Below are 16,931 nucleotides of genomic sequence, written 5' to 3' on the forward strand. Positions count from 1 at the left end.
CCCTTTTGTGTGTTACTGCAAGAAACGAAGGTGAGTTCTACTTGGCGCTGTGCTCTGGCGCGGAGCCCTCTGCGACCGCCTGACCATCGACGCCGTGCTGATTGTCTCCTGCATCGGCGATAGCTGACTTGTGCGCCTGAGCTTCCTGAGCTTCCTGAGCTTCCTGAGCGGCCTTGTGTGCCTGAAGCTTGTCGTACTCTTCCTTAGAAATGAGCACCTCGTGGCCGTCCTTGTAAACGATGCGTACCTTGTCGTCGGCGGCGGCAAGTCCCTGGCTCAAGGCATCGGGAATGCGGCCGCGGGAGGCTTCCTCCAAGGCGGGAAGCGAGTTGAAGCTCACCCCTGGTAGGGAAAAAGTCTTCTTCTCCTTGGTTTGGACGAAGGCGCGGGCGCGACGGAAACCAATGCCGGCTACCTCTTGCCAAGGAAGGGAAACGTTTTTTCCGAAAGCGTAGTCGATATCAATGCCTTTTTCATTGACGACGGTGCGTGAGCGCAAGACCCAGACCACGAACACAATCGGGAAGGCGAGAACCCAAAACAGGTACTGCGGTGCGGCGCCGATGGCAATCAGCAAGATGCCGAACATGATGGCGGCGCCGAGCAGGTGAGTACGATCGGGCCGAAACTCCGCAGCATTTTCTGGAGAAGATCCCTCGGATTTTCCTGCAGGGTTGGTCTTTGATGAGGACGTGGCCGTGTCTTTGCTCATGAAGCACCATAGTAGTAGAAGAATCTGAGCAAGCCGACACAGGGTGATGGGGGAAGGACCACCCACGCTAAGCGGCGCGTGCCGAAAGCCGCGCTGCGCATTGAGCAACACTAGGCTGCCGGCGAATGATTGCGGATTAGCCGATGTCGTGACCACCTTCCTGCCCTTAGCCTGTAGCTGTTTTCGAACCAGCGCCTAGGGCGTTGAGGCCACGCTTGCCCCGGAGTTTCCTGAATTATTAGTCTCTCCGCTTTGTCCCGCGGTGCCGCCGGCGCCCGCCTCAGGGGTTGGCGCGCCAGTAGGAGTTGCCTGCGCCGGCGTTGGCGTGTTGGTGTTGAAGTAGTCAGAATCGTCGGTGTTTCGATCCTCCCGGCCGGAGTTGCCCGTGCCGTTTCCGTTGTCGTTGGTTGCGGGGGTGTTTGTGCTTTCCGACGCCTCCGGTGCCTGTTGCCCGGGGGTGGCTTTCCCAGAGCTGGCGGTGGTAGGGGCAACCGCCTGCGTGGGGCTCGGCGTGGCCTCGGGACGCGCGGTCCCGGTGCCTGCGGGTTGCGGCGAGGAGGTAGTGGTGCGCGCCGGGGCGAGAACGCCATCCTTGCCGTCGTAGGACTCTGAGGTCTGCAGCGTGAGGCCTTTAAGAACCAGTAAGAGGATGAAGACAATCATCAAGATCGTCGTGGACACGCGGGTCCTGCCACCGACGGTGAGGATGCGAACCAAGCCACGGCGTACACGCCCGCCGGTGGCAGCAGCGGGTGCGTTCTCGTCTTCGTCGAGGGGGGCATCCTCCTTGTCGGGGGAATCAGCTTGCGGTGCTCCCGCTTCGGGAACCGATGCCGCGGCCGCGGTCTCCGGGAACGGTTGACTGGAGTCCTCGGGCAGTAGCGCGGGGGTGGGTTCGTTCCCGTCTGAAGGCACAGGCTTTGCCGTCGATGCTGCAAGGTGCGCATCGCTTTCGTCCTGTGGACGCACGATGTCTTTTCGTGCCGCGGAGTTGATACCGCCCTCATCGGCCGCGGGGTCTTGGACGTGCTCGGTTGTCACTTCATTCTTTTGGTCCTTGGGGGAGGCCGAAGCGGAGTGGGTTGCGGAAGCGAAGCCATCAGGGTCTTGGCTGCGGGGCGCGGACGCCGGGGATGGCTCGGCGGGGGCTGCAGCGGCGCGGAAAACGGTGGTGGCGACGTCGGCAAGCGACGACGCGGAACCCTGGGAAACCGCCACGGTGCCATCGGGATTGAGCGGAAGGACTACCGGTTGGGCGGCGCCAGTCGCCAGTGTGGGTGCGGATGCGGCCGTGGGGGTGGCGGACACGGAATGCAAGGTGTCAGCAACCGCGCCGTTTTGCGTCGGTGCGGAACCGTATTCGGCCCAGAATTCGTCGATGAGGCTCGTGCGGATGGCGCGTTCGACCATCCATTGGCTTCCCGGCTTGACCTGGCACAAAAAACGCATGGACACAGTCCACGGGGAGCCAACGGTGGCCGGGGGATTGACCCCCACCGAATCGTGGACGGTGAGCTCGCCGAGCACCTCCTGCGCGATCTCGGGCCGGGCCAAAGCCTTGCGCGCCGCGCGCCCGCCACGGTCGATGGCTTCCTGGATGGAATGCGAACCCAGCAAAGGGATCGGCATGACGACAACGGCGCGTGACCAATAATTCGAGTTATTAATGGACACGCCCGCCTTGGAATTGGGGATGATGACCGTCTCCTCGGCCAAGGTCCTGATGCGTGTGGCGCGCATCGTAATTTGGATAACGGTGCCCTCGACGGTGGTGGTGCCACCCTCAAAGCGCACCCAGTCGCCCACACCGTATTGTTTCTCGCTCAACACGAAGAAGCCGGCGAGGAAGTCGGCGATGATGGACTGTGCGCCAAGACCGATGGCGGCAGAGGCCGCGGTGGCTGGGATGGCCGCCCCGGCGAGGGAGAAGCCAAGCTGTTGTAGGGCGAAGACGAAAATGATGAAGTAGGCGATCACCTGCGCCACGTAGACTGCAACGCCCGCGAACGCGAGGTGAGTTTTCGACTCATCGACGCTTTCGTCAGCGACCTGGCGCTCCACGATGCGCATGGCAATGCGTCCGAAACGCGGCACCAGAAACGCCAACACGATGAGTAGGGCGAGAGTGAAACCGGTGTCGATGAACCAATTCCACAAGCTGTGCAGAATATACGGAAGTGGCATGCCACCCAAGGGTAGCCACTTTTGCCAACCGGCTGGCATGGCTGAGGCCTATCCCTGATCGTTGGTCTCGCTGCGTGGCCTCGAGAGCATGCTCGGCAGGAATGATAGATGGATCGGATCAGCCAAGATTCCCCATCCAACTTGTGTCGCCTTGTAAGTTTGTTGTCGATGCCGCCGCGCTTTCGACCGTGGGTGTTTCCTTTTCCCTTAATTTCTTCATTCTCTTTGTCTTTTGGTTTAGTGCCTTCTTGGTCGGTTTATTTTCTTACTCGTCGTGCTCGTAGTGCTCTTAGTGCTTGTTGCGCTGGTCGAGTCCGTGGTGCTCGTTGTGCTCGTCTAGTCCGTCTGGGACGGCTGGCGTGTTTTGTTCGTTCAGCTTGCTTCGCGGTTGCTTGGCTTGCTTTTTGCCTCGTGTGCCCGGATGTCTGTGTGTGCTTGCCGACGGTGACAGGTCCGAAAAGGTCATCGTGGCAGGAGAGGGCAGGGAATCATGCGGTGCGGATCCCAGGCGAGGCGAGGTGTCGATGGGTGAGTGGGGGGTAAAAACCTGGCGGTTGGGGGTGAAATATAACCCCAAAGAAACACAGATAGGGGGTGGATGTGGATTTGCCCACATGAGCGTGTACGATAAGGAGCCATGAACATTATTCGACTTGTGGTACTACCTGCGCGGCGCCTGCCGTAACGGCTCACCATAAGTCGTGTCGTCAAGCGCCCTCGTCAGCACCACAAGTGCCTGAACGAGGGTTTTTGTCGTCATGGATCATCCAGGTTTGTGAATCGATCGTCGGCCAGTCGGCAACCCCGGGGACGCAGGCGTTCGATACCGCTTACTTTTCACACCCCTCAATCTCACCGTGGTTGTAAGGGCAGAAGGCACTGCGCGCGCGATATCGGATAACAACCGCCGGGATCTATCACGTCTCCCAAGCGCCGTGGTCCGCCGAGCCCTAGCAAACACCTGGGGGAGAGGGATTCTAGAATTCTCTTTTCAACCAAGGAGCACTGAAGTCGTGGCAGCTTCTCATCAGCCCACCCCCGCGACGGTTGCACAGCGCGCTCGTCAGGCGCAGCCAGAACGCATCACCGGCGCACAGGCTATCGTTCGCACTCTTGAGGAACTGGGCACCGATCTCGTATTCGGCCTCCCCGGTGGTGCCGTCCTTCCTCTCTATGACGCACTGTATGCCTCTACCAAGCTTCGCCATGTGCTCGTACGCCATGAGCAGGGTGCAGGCCATGCAGCAACGGGCTACGCGCAGGCAACCGGACGCGTAGGCGTGTGTATTGCAACCTCCGGACCCGGCGCAACCAACCTGGTCACCCCGATCGCTGACGCCATGCTTGACTCCGTGCCAATGGTGGCCATCACTGGTCAGGTGGGACGCAGCCTGCTGGGTACCGACGCCTTCCAGGAGGCCGACATCCGTGGTATCACCATGCCCGTGACCAAGCACAACTTCATGGTGACCAGCCCTGAGCAGATCCCGCAGGCCATCGCCGAGGCATTCCACCTGGCATCGACTGGTCGCCCTGGTCCGGTTCTGGTTGACGTTCCCAAGGACATCCAAAACGCTGAGTTGGATTTCGTGTGGCCGCCGAAGATCGACCTGCCAGGCTATCGTCCGGTCACCACGCCGCACAATCGCCCCATCGAGCAGGCCATCAAGCTCATCGCCGAAGCCAAGCGCCCAGTGCTTTACATCGGCGGTGGCGTTATCAAGGCGAATGCTTCCGAGCAGCTGATGAAGTTTGCCGAGACCGCCGGGATTCCAGTGGTGACCACCTTGATGGCCTTGGGTGCCTTCCCGGATTCCCACCCGCTGCACATGGGCATGCCAGGCATGCACGGCTCCGTCCCCGCTGTGGGCGCCCTGCAGAAGTCTGACCTGCTGATCACCATTGGCGCTCGTTTCGACGACCGCGTCACCGGCGACACGGAGTCCTTTGCCCCCGATGCCAAGGTCATTCACGCTGACATTGACCCCGCCGAGATCGGCAAGATCCGTGCCGTCGACGTCCCGATCGTCGGCGATGCCGGCGAGGTCCTCACCGCCTTGTATGAGGTATTCACCCAGAAGCTGCCGCACGGCATCGATATCAGTTCCTGGAAGGACTACCTGCGCGATCTGCAGGAGCGCTTCCCGCGCGGCTATGAGGAAAGCGATGATGGCATGCTCGAGCCGCAGCACGTCATCCGTGTTTTGGCCGAGCAGGTTGGCCCTGACGCCATCTATTGTGCAGGTGTGGGCCAGCACCAGATGTGGGCCGCACAGTTCCTTGACTTTGAAAAGCCCCGCACCTGGCTCAACTCCGGTGGCGCCGGCACGATGGGTTATGCCATCCCCGCCGCCATGGGCGCCAAGGCTGGCTGCCCGGAGAAAGAAGTCTGGGCCATCGACGGCGACGGCTGCTTCCAGATGACCAACCAGGAGCTGACCACCTGCACGGTGGAAGGCTTCCCGATTAAGGTCGCCTTGATTAACAACGGCAACCTGGGCATGGTGCGCCAGTGGCAGACCCTGTTCTACGACGGTCACTACTCCAACACCAAGCTGCGCGAGCACGATGAGTACATGCCGGACTTCCTCAAGCTGTCGGAGGCCCAGGGCTGCGTGGCGATTCGCGTGACCAAGGAAGAAGAGATCATCCCGGCTATCGAAAAGGCCCGCGAGATCAACGACCGTCCGGTGGTCATCGACTTTATCGTCGGTGAGGACGCTCAGGTCTGGCCGATGGTTGCTGCTGGCAATTCCAACTCCGAAATCCAGTACGCGCGTGGTCTGCGCCCGTTCTTCGAGTCTGATCAGTCAGCCGGCGAAGAGCCGGACACGATCGACGAGGTCATGGAGAAGGCCACCGAGACCTCCCTGGAAAACAACGCTGCATCTCAGGCAACGAACTAGAAAGGACGAGCAAGAATGAGTCAGCAAGAAATCTCTCGCCACATCTTGAGCGTGCTCGTCGAAGACATCGACGGCATCATCTCCCGCGTGTCGGCTATGTTTACCCGCCGCAGTTTCAACTTGGTCTCCTTGGTCTCCGGCAAGACTGAGATCAAGGGAATCAACCGCATCACCATCGTTGTCGATGCCGATGAGGTCAACATCGAGCAGATCACCAAGCAGCTCAACAAGCTGATTCCGGTCCTCAAGGTGGTGCGCTTGGAGGAGGAGACCACCATCGCCCGCGCCCTTATGCTGGTGAAGGTCTCCGCGGATGCGTCCAACCGCCCGCAGGTGGTGGACGCGGCTAACATCTTCCGTGCCCGCGTCGTGGACGTTGCACCGGACTCGGTTGTCATCGAGGCCACCGGTACCAAGGGCAAGCTCAACGCCCTGCTGGAGGTGCTGGAGCCGTTCGGAATCCGTGAGCTGATTTCGTCCGGTCAGATCGCCTTGAACCGCGGTCCGAAGACGATGGCTCCCAATAATCGCTAAGTAAATCTCACAAAATGAGACAATATGTCTCAAATTCGACCAGACTGTGCTAAAAATAGAAGTACACAGTTGTCTAGGAAAGGCTAAAAATTCATGGCTATTGACGTCTACTACGACGCAGATGCTGACCTGTCCATCGTCCAGGGCCGTAAGGTTGCCATCATCGGTTACGGTTCTCAGGGCCACGCCCACGCAATGAACCTGCGTGACTCCGGCGTTGAGGTCGTCATCGGCCTGCGCGAGGGCTCCAAGTCTGCAGAAAAGGCCAAGGAGGCCGGCTTCGAGGTCAAGAGCAATGCTGAGGCTGCCAAGTGGGCAGACCTGATCATGATCCTGGCTCCTGATACCTCTCAGGCCCAGATCTTCACCGAGGAGATCGAGCCGAACCTGAACCCGGGCGATGCCCTGTTCTTCTCCCACGGACTCAACATCCACTTCGGTCTGATCAAGCCTGCTGCGGACATCACCGTTGCCATGGTTGCTCCGAAGGGCCCGGGCCACCTGGTTCGTCGCCAGTTCGTCGACGGCAAGGGCGTTCCTGCTTTGATCGCTGTGGCACAGGATCCGCAGGGCAACGGCCATGACCTGGCGCTGTCCTACGCTGCCGCCATCGGTGGTGCACGCGCAGGCGTTATCGCCACCACCTTCCGCGAGGAGACCGAGACCGACCTGTTCGGCGAGCAGGTTGTCCTCTGCGGTGGCCTGGAGCACCTGATGATGAAGGGCTTCGAGGTTCTGACCGAGGCTGGCTACGCACCCGAGATGGCCTACTTCGAGGTTCTGCACGAGATGAAGCTGATCGTCGACCTCATCTGGGAGGGCGGCATCTCCAACATGAACTACTCCATCTCTGAGACCGCTGAGCTGGGTGGCTACGTTGCCGGCCCGCGCATCATCACCCCTGAGGTCAAGGAGAACATGAAGGCTGTTCTCGCGGACATCCAGTCCGGCAAGTTCGTCCAGGACATGGTCAACGACGTCAAGGCTGGCCAGCCGGAGCTCAAGCGCTACCGCGAGGAGATCGCTGCTCACCCAATCGAGTCCACCGGCGCCAAGCTGCGCGACATGATGAGCTGGGTCAAGCACGAAATCACCGAAACGGCATAAAGTTCGCCGGTCACCGCGTATGGCCAACCGCTCGTAGATGTGGTGATCCCGCAAGGGTCCCGCACTTACGGTCGCATTAGCCGCGCCGATCACCAGTCCCGTGTTCCCTCGAAGCGTGTAACCGCTTCGATTTGAGGGAACACGGGGCTTTTGCGTCCTCGGCCGTCAATACCGTGTTTCAATGTGCCTTCGGGCACAGCTGCGCTGAGACCTCGTGGCGAGGGGTAGGTTACCCCTGTGATTGGGGGGGGGCGAATGGCGCTGACCTTTGGCTTTAGGTAGTAAATGGATGGGGATTTTTCAATAACGGCTGTTAGTTGAAAAATGAGTTAGGATAATACAATGTCCCAGCCTCAATCAGGTGCCCCCGGCGCGCAGGAACACGGCGGTTCCTCGCATGACCATGCCCATTCCCACGGGCATACTCATTCGCATGGGCACGATCATGATCATGTGCCTCAGGGGATGCGGGCGCTGTTGACCGTGCTCGTGTTCACTAGCGTGATTTTCGTGGTCGAGGTCGTCGGTGGCCTTCTTTCGGGCTCGTTGGCGCTGCTGTCCGACGCCATGCACATGCTGGGGGATTCCACTGGGTTGATCGTGGCGGCGGTGGCGATTGCCTTGGGACGACGCAAGCGCAGCACGGTGGCAACCTACGGGCACAAGCGTTTCGAGATCCTTGCGACAGTGCTCAACGCCGCGGCAGTCAGCGCGATTTCGGTGTGGATTGTGGTGGAGGCTATCTCGCGGCTTCGCAGCGGAGACGTGGTGGATACCACGATGATGCTCATAGTCGGCGCGGTGGGGCTTGTTGCCAATATTTTCGGGGCGCTCGTTTTGCACGGGCACCGCGACGAGGGGCTCAACATCGAGGGCGCTTTCCTCCACGTGCTCGTTGACCTGTGTGGTTCGATCGCGGTGATCGCCGCAGCCCTGGTCATGCGCTATACGGGCGTGGTGTGGGCAGATACGGTCGCCTCATTGATTATCGCCGCGCTGATTTTGCCGCGATCGCTGAAGCTGTTGGGCAAGTCCGTCAACGTGTTACTGGAGCGGGTTCCAGAAGGAGTGGACATCACTGCGATTGAGGCGGAACTGCGGCAGATCCCCGGGGTGGTTTCCGTGCATGACATGCACGTGTGGTCTTTGGACGGCCAAGAGCTGTTGGCCACCTGCCACGTGGTGGTCGATCAGTTGGCGCGCGATATTCATGGTTGCGGCGTGCTAGACATTGCCCAGCATGTCCTTTCCGAAAATGGCATTGCTCATTCCACGATTCAGATGGAATCGGTAGCCCACGGCGGGCACGAGGTCTGTTGTGAGGACGTCACCGGCCAGACCGGCTAGCCAGATTGGCGCAGGCGTGATGGTTCGAGTCCACATAAGAGGCCTGATGGCGTTAGTATCGGGTACATGGCTTTTTCAACCCCTAGCTACGATCTCATCGACTTGTTCAATCGCATCGATCGAGGCGATCTGCAGCTTCCGGACTTTCAGCGAAGCTTTCGGTGGGACGTGGATCGGATTCGCTCCCTGCTGGTGACTGTGCTGCGTGGCTACCCCATGGGTTCCTTCATGGCGTTGGACGTGCGCAATGAGCCGCCACGGTTCAAGTCACGACCGATTGCAGGCGCACCGGATACCGGTGAGCAACCCGGCCTTTTGCTTCTCGACGGGCAGCAGCGCCTGACCACCTTGTACCAGTGCCTGCGCGGCGATGGCATCGTGGAAAGCACCGATTTCCGCAACAAGAAGGTCCGTCGCAAGTTCTATGTCGACGTCAACAAGGCTGTCTCCGCCGATGTGCTTCCCGACGAGGCGGTTATCGCCACCGACGCTGACGGCTATATCATGACCCATTTCGGTCCGGAACTACCCGGCGGCCTGCTCAACCGCGCGGCCGAGCTCGCAGCAGGGTTGCTCCCGGTCTCGGAGCTGCTGTCGGACTCCGGCACCGATCTTCTCTTTGATCTCGCCGATGGTGCCGAGGAGGGGCAGCGCGAGCGCACCAAGCGCTTCAATAACGCCGTGCTCAAGCCTTTGGTGCGTTATTCCGTACCCATGATTCGCCTTGATCGTGGCACCGCGCAAGAGGGCATCGGCTCGATTTTTGCCCAGGCCAATAGCCACGGCCTCCAGATGGATGTCTTCGATTTGCTCACCGCGGTGTTCAAGCTTGAGGATGAGAACTTCTCCTTGAAGAAGGATTGGGAAGACATTGAGGATCAGCTGCGCTTGTTCCCAGCACTCAACGGTATTGGGCAAACGGAGTTCCTCACGGCTGTTGCCTTGCACGTGACGGCCAAGAAGGGGCATGCCGACGCCCACCGTGAGGCAATCGTCAACCTCAAGCTTGCCGAATATCAGCAAGCGCGGCGTATCATGCTCGCTGCATTCAAGGAGACCGCGGAGTTTCTCAGTGAGCGCTGCATGCACACCACCTCCCAGGTGCCTTACACCGCCCAGTTGATTCCTTTGGCGGTGATCATCGCGCTGTTGACGCAAGATCCATCGATTTTGGCGCGACAATCGGCGTGGGATCGCCTCAACCGATGGTTCTGGTGCGGAGTCTTCGGCGAGCTTTACGGCGCCCCCACTGCTACTGTGCGCGCGGCCACCGATGTGGAGGAGGTTACCGCGTGGGTCGCAGCGAGCGTAACCGGGGCAGAAGCTCAGGTGCCACGCTCGGTGCGCGACGCGCGATTTATCGAGTCGCGCCTGCTCAGCGCCGGGCCAAACTCCGGGCTGTACAAGGGCATTTATGCCCTGCTCATGGGGCGTGGGGCGCGCGATTGGCGTACCGGGTCGGTGTTTGATCGCGGCACCTTCTTCGACCTTGGTGTCCACTTCCGTCAGATATTCCCGGCGCGGTGGTGTGCGGACAACGGTATCGACCCAGTGCTTGCAGAATCGGTTCTCAACCGGACGCCAATGGGGCGGCGCACCTACGTCATGGTGGAGGATTCCTCACCGGCGCGTTATCTTTATCGCCTGCAGTCAAAGGCGCTCATGGACGACGCCGAGTTCGATGCCGTGTTGGGCAGTCACCTGTGTGACGCGAACCTGCTGCTGGCGGCACGCGCGGAGGAGTTCTTCCGCGACCGGCGACGCCGTTTCGTTGAGATGATCGAGCAGGCGATGGATTCCAAGGCCGTGCGTGACGTTAACGAGCACGACCTTCGCGCCGGTGAGGAAGGCCCGGCGGCCTTCGTCGCGGAGGTGGAAAGCTAGGCCCACGGCCACGGCCGTCCCGGGCGAGTTCTGCGGTTTTGAGCGTCGGCAAGCAAGAAATACCTCGCTTGTTGCAGGCCGCCAGGCAAGCGGATTGACCGTGCGGGCAATGAAGCGTTTAAGGTGCGAAGGCAGACAAATCGTGGCCCCACGGGTAAGCTCTGTGCCCGCGGCAACGAAAAGCGTCACGAGGCGGGAGGAGAGGAGATGACAATCAGAACTTTCCTCACTACCTGCCAACCGTTACAACGCACGCGCGTGATTGCGCTGCTGGGAAGCATCGTTCTCGGGGCATCGCTTGCCGGCTGTGCCCGCGAGGAAACCCCTTTCGCCCAGGCGCGCTCGGACAATCTCGGGCGGCATGTTGCCAGCGGCTTCGACTCCACTGCGGAGGTACTGGCTGATAAGGACGCAAGCGGGCTCGACGTGGTTCGGCGCCTTTTTGATAGTTCAGCCACCTTGGTCATCGCCGGGCAGGAGGTCGGCGACCAGCTGCGCGCAGCAAGCCTCGCGGTGTTTTCCCACGCCCCGATGCTGGTCATGAACCCGAACAATCGAGATGCGGTGCTCGCCGAGATCGACCGTCTAGGTGTTCGCACCGTCCTCGCCGTTGGCAAGGTGGATCTGGCCGATGCCAGCGGGGACCTCAAAGTGATCAAGGATCCTGGGACCTATGTCGCCTTGGGCGAGATGACCGCCTTCCAATTCGACAAGCATCCGGTGACCTACCGGGAGCTGGTGATCGACGCCGTCGCCGACTTAGAAGACGCCGATCCCCAGTATCTTTACCCAGGATGGATCGGTGCGGCTCCGACCCAGCTCGATGATTGGGCCAGCGCACAAGGACTAGGCCGGAAGCGTACCGCCGCCTTCCCAGCACAGTCGAAGCGTGACGGAGGTCTGTCGCCGGTGGTGATCGCGAGCAGGGACACCTCGATCGCGGCGGTTGCCAGCGCGCGCTCCTTTGGCGCGGAGGTGCGCGTTTTTCCGGTCGCCGACCCACGTTTTAGCGAGCAGACCTTCGGATTCGTCGCTGGCCTTGCCGATCAACCGCTGCTGGTGTTGGGCACCGACTTTGGCACGGCCGGGCAGCTGCGCGAGAAGATCCTGCTGGGCGAATCCCAGTGGGAGCGTGCCAGTGGCGGCGACTATTCTGGGCTCCTGCCTTCCCAAGGCAGCGGCGCCTACGGGCTTTCTAGCCTCAGCGGTTCTACGACCTCAGAAAGCATCATCGACACCGGAATCATGTTCCCGCAGCGCACCCTCATCGGACCGCTACCCGTTGCGCTGACAGAGCTTGCCGACGAGTCCGCCGTCGATCGTTTGCTTGCCGACGCCGAGCAGCGTCAATCCAACTACTTCCGCGGACATGACGGCCGCAGCGTTCCCACCGTCGTGGTCACCCTTCCACCGGCCTTTGATGCGGAGCACGACCAACAATCGGTTGACCCGAGCATCCCCATCGCTGCCGCCGATGGCCTGACAGCTTCAGAACTTGATCACCTTGACTACCTCATCCGCACCGCGGGCGATAAACACACTCAGGTCATCATCGGGGTTTTGGCGACCGACCTCGACGAGCTAGCGCAACAACCCGTGGACGCCTGGCCGGAGCATCTAGTCGATGCCTTGGACAACGGGTATGTCTCCTTGGCGGTATTTTCCGCACGTGCCGGCCAGGCTGAAGAAGCGGTCATGCAGGCCAACCAGGTTAACATCGTGGCCCACCACCTCAATGACTTTGCCAAGCAACGCGGGCTTGCGGCCAAGGGGTTGTTCCTCGTCGAAAGGCGGGCCGGGAGGATTGCCAACCCCGAGATCTTGCGCGGAGACTTCCCGCTGGTTCAGGTCATGGTGGTCGCCGATACCGTTCCCAGGGACGAAGAGGCGCTAGCGGGCGTGGAGGCCGCTAGCGAAACGGCGGGGGAGTCGTCGGCAAGCGACCAGGCGGTAACCGAGCTTAGCCTGCGCCAACGCACCGCTTATGAGGACATTATGGTCGCTGACGTCGGTGCGCGGCTGCCGCGTGGTTATTCCGGAGTACGCGGGATTTTCAGTGGCTGGATGCGGGGCACGCGGGAAGTGGCGGCCCTCGAAGGTGGGCACGAATCGGCGGTGCTGGAGGCCGCGAAATACGATTACACGCAACTGTCCCCCCGTCCGTGGTTAGTTCTCGGGCCGTAGGACAATAATATTCACACTTTGCGCGGGATTTACACCTCCGCCACTGTGCCTGAGAAGTGATTGGTCTACACTAAGTCCCAGTCGCACGCCGATGAGCTGGTGTGGACCCCTGAATGTCGACGCGGTCGTGCCGGCATTTTGTGGACATCTCGAATTCCCAGGAGATTAAACGTGAGCCAGAATGGCCTTCCTGTCGTTCTCATTGCCGATAAGCTAGCGCAGTCCACCGTGGACGCGCTCGGAGACAAGGTGGAGGTGCGCTGGGTCGACGGTCCGAACCGTCCCGAGCTGCTCGCCGCCGTTCCAGAGGCAGACGCACTGCTCGTGCGTTCCGCAACCACTGTTGACGAGGAAGTCCTCGCCGCAGCCACCAACCTCAAGATCGTCGGCCGTGCAGGCGTCGGTCTGGACAACGTTGACATCGCTGCCGCTACCGAGCGCGGCGTCATGGTCGTCAACGCTCCTACCTCGAACATCCACTCTGCTTGTGAGCATGCCATCTCTTTGCTGCTGGCTACTGCGCGCCAGATTCCGGCCGCCGACAAGACCTTGCGCGACGGCGAGTGGAAGCGTTCCGCTTTCAAGGGTGTTGAGATCCTGGGCAAGACCGTCGGCATCGTCGGCTTCGGCCACATCGGACAGCTGTTCGCACAGCGCCTGGCCGCCTTCGAGACCGAGATCATCGCATACGATCCCTACGCCAATCCTGCCCGCGCAGCACAGCTGGGCGTGAAGCTGGTTGAGCTGGAGGAACTGGTGGCACAGGCTGACTTCGTCACCATCCACCTGCCCAAGACCAAGGAAACCGCCGGCATGTTCGATGCCGAGCTGCTGGCGAAGGCCAAGAAGGGCCAGATCATCATCAACGCCGCCCGCGGCGGCTTGGTCGATGAGCAGGCGTTGGCCGATGCCATCAAGTCTGGCCACATCCGTGGCGCAGGCTTCGACGTTTTCGCCACCGAGCCGTGCACGGACTCCCCGCTGTTCGACCTTCCTGAGGTCGTCGTCACCCCGCACCTGGGCGCATCCACCGAGGAGGCACAGGACCGCGCCGGCACCGATGTTGCCGCTTCCGTGCTCAAGGCTCTGGCAGGAGAGTTCGTCGCAGACGCCGTGAACGTCTCCGGCGGTCGCGTTGGGGAAGAGGTTGCTGGCTGGCTGGATCTGGCCCGCAAGCTGGGTCTGGTTGCAGGCCACTTGCTCGACGGCTTCCCGGTTGCCCTCGAGGTCGAGGCCCGCGGCGAGCTGTCCACCGAGCAGGTTGACGTGCTGGGTCTGTCCGCATTGCGCGGACTGTTCTCCGGCATCATCGAGGAGCAGGTTACCTTCGTTAACGCACCTCGCATCGCCGAGGAGCGCGGTGTTGAGGTCAAGGTGACCACCGCTTCTGAGTCCGTATCCCACCGCAGCGTCCTCGAAGTCAAGGCCATCGGCGCGGACGGGAAGACCGCCTCCGTCATCGGTGCGCTGACCGCACTCGGCCAGGTGGAGAAGATCGTTCGCATCAACGGCCGCGGCGTCGACCTGCGTGCGGAGGGTCGCAACCTGTTCTTCTCCTACACCGATGCCCCAGGCGCTCTGGGCAAGGTCGGTACCCGCCTAGGTGCAGCCAACATCAACATCGAGGCTGCTGCCTTGACCCAGGAGGCCGAAGGCGATGGCGCCATCCTCGTCCTGCGTGTCAACCAGGAAGTTCCTGAGGCACTGGTCAAGGAGATCGCTGACGAGCTGGGTGCAACCGCGCTTCAGATCGACCTGGATTCCTAAGGCCCGAGCAGCCGTTTCACCACGGATGTAGATCGACCCGAGTCCCCTCACCTTCTGAGCAAGGAGGGGGCTCGGGTCTTTTGTCATGTCTCTCTTGAGCGTACGGCGCGCTCCAGCTCGTCGACGAAGGCTTCCAACTGGGGGACCTCCAGGGTAGACATGACGGTCACCCGGAGGATCGCTTCCCCTCGGGCGACAGTGGGATAGCGAATGGCAGGTACATGAAACCCTGCCGTGTGAAGCCGCTGCGCTACGTGCAGTGCATGGTTCTCGTCGCCAATGTGGATAGGGACGATGGGGGTGAGGAATCCGCCGTCGGGGGCGGGGAATCCCGCCGCGCTCAGGAGATGTCCCACCGTTGCGATGTTGTGATGCAGGCGCGCCACCCGCTGCGGCTGAGCGTCAATCAGGCCCAGGGCGCAAGAGACCGCTGCGCAATTGGCAGCCGAGGTGACGGTGGAAAAGATGTAGGAGCGGGCGTGATTGCGCAGGTAGGTGGCGAGCTCGCCGTTGGTGCACACCGCGGCACCTTCGGCGCCTAAGGCCTTACTTGCGGTGGCTACGAGGATATCCGCCTGTACGCCGAAATGCTCCTGGGTTCCGTGACCGTGTTCGCCCATGGTTCCCGTACCGTGGGCATCATCGATGTAGAGCCACGCACCGAAGGCGTCGGCAAGCTCACGCAACCGCGTAAGCGGTGCGAGCGTGCCGTCCATGGAGAAGACGCCGTCGCTTAAGATCAGTTTGTGCGCGGCGCTGGATTTCTCCAGCGCGCGACGGAGGGCAGCTACGTCGCGGTGCGGGTACACGGTGGTGGCCAGGCGCCCAATCCGACAGCCGTCGATGAGGCTTGCATGATTAAGTTGGTCCGAAAACACTTCGATGTCCCCGCCGGTGAGCCTGCCCAGTGCCTGGAGGGCGGAGAGGTTCGCCTGGTATCCGGTGGCGAAGAAGACAGCATCTTCCATTGCACAAAAGGCGGCGAAGTCCCGTTCCACCTGCGTGTGCCACACCGTAGTGCCCGTGGTCAGGCGGGAGCCTCCAGAGCCGGTGCCGAAACGGGTAAGCGCCTTCTGGGCGGCCTTGATCATTGTCGGATCGTGGGCAAGGCCAAGGTAATTGGAGGAACTCAACAGGACACGGGATTCTGCGTCGATGGTGGAGACGGGCAGCTGGGCGGTGGAAAATACCTTCTGAGTGCGTTCCAATCCCGCCGCCCGCCAGTCGGCGTTGCGCTGTCGCGCCAGCGAGTCGAGTGACACCATTGGTGCATTTTTCGCGGGGCTTTCACCCGGGGGCGTCAAACAGGCATCGTCGGCAACAAGCACGGGCTGATTCTCGAGGTAGTCGATGAGCTCGCCCAGCATGGCGTCGGGTTGGGGGCCGCAATCGCACAGGAATACCCTGGTCCCCTGGGGAGAGCCTGCCTCCTTGATGGCGGGGATACGGTAGTAGACACCACCGGTTGCGAGGTATCCAGTGGTGTAGTCGGGATCGTCGCTGATACAGATCTCGGCGAGGATGGCTGGGTGATGGGCCACCTTGCTGGCCAGTACCATTGCCTCGTGAAGATGGTGCTTGCCCGTGGCACCGGGTAGCGCGCCGCCGAGCCTGCCTGCAGCATCGAGGTTGGATACCCGTACCCCACGCTCTGGATCGGGGTCGATACGAGTGCCCGAGGAAACATCGAGCAGGATCGCGCCGCGAAGGTCGCGAACGCTACGTGCCAGAGTGCAGGCGCGGCTGATGACCGGCTCCGGAATTTCCTCACGGCGCAATCGCTTCACGATGAATGACCATGCCTCGTTGGTGCACGTGGCAGGTACTTCTTCGATCGAAAGCGCGGGAATGTAGATGACCTGCTCGGCATTGACCCGAGTAATGGTCAACCTGATTTCATCGGGACCTGGCTGGTGGGATGCGCCTTCGGCCGGTGTGAGTTGGGTCTTGGGGTGATGCAGTGCCCGGTTTGTGAGCTGCTTTGCCATGTCCGGAAGCTCGGCAGGTGAAAGAATTCTTTCAGCCCCAGAGACGTGGCGCTGCTGGCTAGTTGCGCGCATTTTGATGGAGTAGAGCTGATCCTGCGCGGTCGAAGCGGCAGCGGGGGAGGCAGGCGGGAGATCTCTCATGTTCTCCCACATTAACCAATACGAGGCGAAAAACGGCTATAAACAGGCTATACTGCGTTCAATTTTAGGAACTTGGCCGCACGATGGACCGGAGCCGGCTGGTCGGGGGTGGCAGCACAGCAACAACTCTCCGTGTGGTATCACGCGATCACTAAAAACGGTATGACTCCCATCGAT

Annotated in this window: 10 protein-coding genes; 7 read left to right on the forward strand and 3 right to left on the reverse strand. The window is 61.1% G+C overall.

What is annotated here, in order from left to right:
• Positions 1-37: 37 nt before the first annotated feature.
• Both PAB09_RS06020 and PAB09_RS06025 read right to left on the reverse strand, forming a co-directional pair.
• A complete protein-coding gene (locus PAB09_RS06020; RefSeq protein WP_271035112.1) occupies positions 38-712 on the reverse strand; it encodes a PH domain-containing protein in 675 nt (224 codons plus the stop codon).
• Positions 713-907: 195 nt separating this feature from the next.
• The gene (locus tag PAB09_RS06025) at positions 908-2,896 is read right to left on the reverse strand and encodes a mechanosensitive ion channel domain-containing protein (protein ID WP_271035113.1); all 1,989 of its coding nucleotides are present in this window, start codon (positions 2,894-2,896) and stop codon (positions 908-910) included.
• Positions 2,897-3,909: 1,013 nt separating this feature from the next.
• On the opposite strand from PAB09_RS06025, the gene PAB09_RS06030 reads away from it, so the two are divergent.
• From PAB09_RS06030 to serA, 7 genes are all read left to right on the forward strand, one after another.
• Entirely contained in the window at positions 3,910-5,802 is a 1,893-nt protein-coding gene (locus PAB09_RS06030; RefSeq protein ID WP_271035114.1) for an acetolactate synthase large subunit, read from the forward strand.
• A gap of 15 nt (positions 5,803-5,817) precedes the next feature.
• On the forward strand, positions 5,818-6,336 hold the full coding sequence (gene ilvN, locus PAB09_RS06035; RefSeq protein WP_271035115.1) for an acetolactate synthase small subunit: 519 nt from the start codon (positions 5,818-5,820) through the stop codon (positions 6,334-6,336).
• Positions 6,337-6,429: 93 nt separating this feature from the next.
• A complete protein-coding gene (ilvC, locus tag PAB09_RS06040) occupies positions 6,430-7,443 on the forward strand; it encodes a ketol-acid reductoisomerase (RefSeq protein WP_271035116.1) in 1,014 nt (337 codons plus the stop codon).
• 342 nt (positions 7,444-7,785) lie between these two features.
• A complete protein-coding gene (locus PAB09_RS06045; RefSeq protein ID WP_271035117.1) occupies positions 7,786-8,790 on the forward strand; it encodes a cation diffusion facilitator family transporter in 1,005 nt (334 codons plus the stop codon).
• A 66-nt stretch (positions 8,791-8,856) separates the two neighbouring features.
• Positions 8,857-10,674, forward strand: coding sequence for a GmrSD restriction endonuclease domain-containing protein (locus tag PAB09_RS06050; RefSeq protein ID WP_271035118.1), 1,818 nt, complete (start codon positions 8,857-8,859; stop codon positions 10,672-10,674).
• Positions 10,675-10,881: 207 nt separating this feature from the next.
• Complete coding sequence (locus PAB09_RS06055) at positions 10,882-12,858, forward strand: hypothetical protein (RefSeq protein WP_271035119.1); 1,977 nt, start codon at positions 10,882-10,884, stop codon at positions 12,856-12,858.
• A gap of 171 nt (positions 12,859-13,029) precedes the next feature.
• Entirely contained in the window at positions 13,030-14,625 is a 1,596-nt protein-coding gene (gene serA / locus PAB09_RS06060; RefSeq protein WP_271035120.1) for a phosphoglycerate dehydrogenase, read from the forward strand.
• An 83-nt stretch (positions 14,626-14,708) separates the two neighbouring features.
• On the opposite strand, the gene PAB09_RS06065 is transcribed toward serA, so the two are convergent.
• Positions 14,709-16,754, reverse strand: coding sequence for a 6-carboxyhexanoate--CoA ligase (locus PAB09_RS06065; protein ID WP_271035121.1), 2,046 nt, complete (start codon positions 16,752-16,754; stop codon positions 14,709-14,711).
• Positions 16,755-16,931: the final 177 nt, after the last annotated feature.

Source organism: Corynebacterium sp. SCR221107, from assembly GCF_027886475.1.
Taxonomy (GTDB): domain Bacteria; phylum Actinomycetota; class Actinomycetes; order Mycobacteriales; family Mycobacteriaceae; genus Corynebacterium.